A 3,907-nucleotide genomic window follows, 5' to 3' on the forward strand; every position below is an offset into this window, starting at 1 on the left:
CAAGTCTAGCAAAGGGAGCCACATTTTCTTTCTTTCATTAGAAAGTAACAGTTAGTGATTTACTAGGTAATGTAAATTGTTAATTGGCTTCGTTAGAAGCACGAAAGTAATTCCCCTTTAGTTCAGTTGGTAGAACGGTGGACTGTTAATCCATATGTCGCTAGTTCGAGTCTAGCAAGGGGAGCCACTTTTTTTATACTTCGCACTACCCCATTCAATTGCATCTATATCCTCATTATTTATTATCTACTCAATTAAAATATTAATTAGACCTCTAGCATCACTATTATTTACCAGCATATTCCTCAACAAATAAACCTTTTAAACTACAATACACCTTGTTAATAAAATAGTGCCCGTTATCGCATATTTTATATCCAAGCGACCTAATGCATATTTTTATTGATCTAAACAGGTTAATCTAGCCGGACAGGGATGTAAAAATATTATAGGGATAATGAAAATGACGGATTATTTTCGCTGCAATCTTTTTATCACATTTAGTTTTTTGTGCATGTTGATCAGCGCATTAAGTTTTAGCTACCACTCATTAAATTCATCATTAGCAGTACAAGGTAATGTTGTAAATGACGCCTTAAGTCAAAAAATTAGACTTGAAGCAATTACAGATGACAATACTCAGTTATTAACTGAACACCTCGCATTAAATCTGTTATTTATTCAGACAGAATCACGGTCTTCCAGCTGGGAAGCTAATATTAGCTACCCTAGCCTAATCTTGCTTACTTTTCCGCAATTGGCCACCAAATTTTCAGGATCTACAGACTTATTCAGTTATACCTTTAAGCTCAGATTTAATGACCAAGATCATGCACTGATAAAATTACTCAGTACTTTCGTTATCTCACTCTTTATTGCTTATTTGTTATGTTTGCTATCGGTTAAGCGTTTATTAATGCATGTAGAACGCAATATTTTAAGCGAAATCAGCAATACGGCAAAACCAACACGCCATAGTTTCCCAGCAATCACCCGTCTACTGACTCAGCATGAAGCAGAACACCATAAAGAATTACAGGATCAACATGATAAAATTGAAACCCTGTCCAAACAAATCAACATGGATAATCTGACTGGTTTATACAACCGCTTTTATTTTCGTGGTGAACTTGTCGATCTGCTTGCAGAGAACAAACAATCTCAATCTGCAATTATGGTATTAGTTCGCGCCACCGCATTGGGACATATTAATAAGCACAGAGGTTTTCAGCGTGGTGATAACTATCTAAAAGATATATCAAATATGCTAAAGCAATGCACGAAGCGTTATCCGGACAGTCAATTATATCGCGTATCAGGTCCAGACTTCGCCATTATTATTCCGAATATGACCGCCGCTGTCGCCCATAAATTCGCACGCGAGATAAAAGCTAAATTCGATGAATACCAATCCTTGCATGAATTAGAAAATGTCGCTTATATCGGTATTACCACCGTTCATTCTGGTCAACAACCCGAACAAGTATTGGCTCGTGCAGATACCGCATTAGCCAAAGCCCAACTTGAAGGACCTAACTACTGGGCGTTCCAACAACAAGATGCCCAGCAAGAAAATCAAGGACAATCTTATTGGAAGGATGTCATTGAAGGTATTATCAATAAACGTAGTTTGATGTTACTCAGTCAAGCTGTACAACCTATTCACCGTAACATGAAGAATTACCAAGAGATTTATACTCGCTTCATTGGCAGCAATAATGCCGTGTTACCAACCCATACTCTGTTTGCCATGGCACAACGCTTGGATTACACCGTAAAACTAGATCAAATCATCATCGAAAACATTGTCAGTAACAGCCGTACACAAATGGATGGCACCAGTCGCTGGGGGGTAAACTTAACGTCTCACTCAGTGCAAAGCAGTGCTTTCATTGTCTGGCTAGAACGGTTATTACTGCGGGAACCCAATACCGCTGCGAATTTAGTCTTTGAAATTGACGAAGTTGTGCTAGAGAGAAATATTGTCTCAAGCAAGCGCGCAATCGATATGCTACGCCGAGTCGGGAGTCGCTCGGCAATCAGTAAATTTGGTCACGGCATCAGTTCATTCAAACTGTTTAAGGAACTCAAGCCTGATTACATTAAAATTGACAGTGGTTTGATTCAATCAATTACCGATGACAACGCTAGCCAACAGTTCTTGCGCATGATTGTTGATGTCGCACACCGCATGAGTTGCCAAGTTATTGCCGAAGGTGTAGAAGAACTAGCTCAAAAGCAATTACTCGAATCCATGCACGTTGATGGAGTTCAAGGTTACCTGATCGCCAGACCTGCTCCACTCAGCAAAATAGCCTGCTAATTACAGAAAAACCCTAAATAACGTAAGGATACTAATTGATTATTAGCCTCCTTACGTTATCAATTTAGTTATTTTCTATTGTAACAATGGTACAGATACCCGATAATACGGCCTCCCATAGTAACTGTATTACTTCATCATGACCGAATATCTCTTATTGCTAGTAAGCACTGTGCTTGTAAACAACTTTGTACTAGTCAAATTTCTTGGTTTATGCCCGTTTATGGGTGTATCAAGTAAATTGGAAAGCGCCATTGGCATGTCGTTTGCGACAACGTTTGTATTGACCATTGCGGCAATGTCTTCATACCTAGTTGAAACCTACATTTTAACGCCGCTTGGCTTAGAGTACTTACGAACGCTTAGTTTCATTCTGGTAATTGCCGTTGTTGTGCAATTTACTGAAATGGTTGTGCATAAAACCAGCCCGACTCTTTATCGTTTGTTAGGTATTTTCTTACCCCTCATCACGACTAACTGTGCGGTACTTGGTGTTGCATTGTTAAATATTAATGAAAAACATAATTTCATCGAAAGTGCTGTGTATGGCTTTGGTGCGGCGGTCGGTTTCTCATTAGTACTTATATTATTTGCAGCGATGCGTGAACGTATCGCCGCTGCAAACGTCCCGGCCCCTTTTAAGGGTACTTCAATCGCTATGATCACTGCAGGACTTATGTCTCTTGCGTTCATGGGCTTTACGGGCTTGGTTAAACTTTAACTATTGATAATTATGACTACTATTCTTATTGCAATTATTACCCTTGTTATTCTCGCCGCTGTGTTTGGGCTCGGGCTCGGCTGGGCTGCTATTCGTTTCAAAATTGAAGGTAATCCGGTTGTCGAACAGATCGATGCGGAGTTACCACAAACACAATGTGGCCAATGTGGCTATCCGGGTTGTAAACCCTATGCCGAAGCTGTCGCCAACGGTGAAGAAGTAAATTTATGCGTCCCCGGAGGCGCAGGTACGGTTGAAAAACTTGCCGATATCATGGGCGTTGACGTTAAACCAGTGGCAGAACAAGAACATGATGCCAGCGTTAAACTGGTTGCACGTATTATCGAAGAAGACTGTATTGGTTGTACTAAATGCATCCAAGCTTGTCCTGTTGACGCAATTGCAGGGGCAACACGTGCAATGCACACTGTGATTGTCGATGCCTGTACCGGTTGTAAATTATGTGTAGCACCATGTCCGACCGATTGTATCGTGATGGAACCAGTAGAAACTGTCTGGAAATGGCAGTTAGACTCTATCCCAGTCGTCAACATTAAATAGGTCACATGATGTCATTAATCGAACAAATCAAAAATGGTAAACTGTGGCGCTATCTTGGTGGTATCCATCCACAAGAAAATAAAACCCAGTCGACAAGTTTAGCGATTACTACTGCTAGTATTCCTAAGTACCTTATTATTCCTGTTAAGCAACATATTGGCCAAGGTGGTCAAATCATTGTTGCATCAGGCGATCGTGTATTAAAAGGTCAGCCACTAACAGCATCTGACTCATTTATGGCAGTACCGGTTCATGCGCCTACATCTGGCACCATCGAACATATTGCCCAATATCCAAGTACC

Annotated in this window: 3 protein-coding genes, 1 tRNA gene and 1 pseudogene; all 5 read left to right on the plus strand. The window is 40.4% G+C overall.

Features of this window, described 5'->3' with window-relative positions; genetic code table 11:
• The first annotated feature begins 111 nt into the window (after window positions 1-111).
• Window positions 112-187, plus strand: a tRNA-Asn gene (locus QNK26_RS15620).
• 276 nt (window positions 188-463) lie between these two features.
• On the plus strand, window positions 464-2,323 hold the full coding sequence (locus QNK26_RS15625) for an EAL domain-containing protein (protein WP_319224790.1): 1,860 nt from the start codon (window positions 464-466) through the stop codon (window positions 2,321-2,323).
• 139 nt (window positions 2,324-2,462) lie between these two features.
• Complete coding sequence (gene rsxA, locus QNK26_RS15630) at window positions 2,463-3,044, plus strand: electron transport complex subunit RsxA (protein WP_026006230.1); 582 nt, start codon at window positions 2,463-2,465, stop codon at window positions 3,042-3,044.
• Between the two features lie 12 nt (window positions 3,045-3,056).
• A complete protein-coding gene (gene rsxB, locus QNK26_RS15635) occupies window positions 3,057-3,605 on the plus strand; it encodes an electron transport complex subunit RsxB (RefSeq protein WP_319224794.1) in 549 nt (182 codons plus the stop codon).
• A 5-nt stretch (window positions 3,606-3,610) separates the two neighbouring features.
• Window positions 3,611-3,907, plus strand: a pseudogene (locus QNK26_RS15640) (electron transport complex subunit RsxC); the annotation flags it as partial.

This window comes from Moritella sp. (genome assembly GCF_033791185.1).
Classification (GTDB): Bacteria; Pseudomonadota; Gammaproteobacteria; order Enterobacterales; family Moritellaceae; genus Moritella.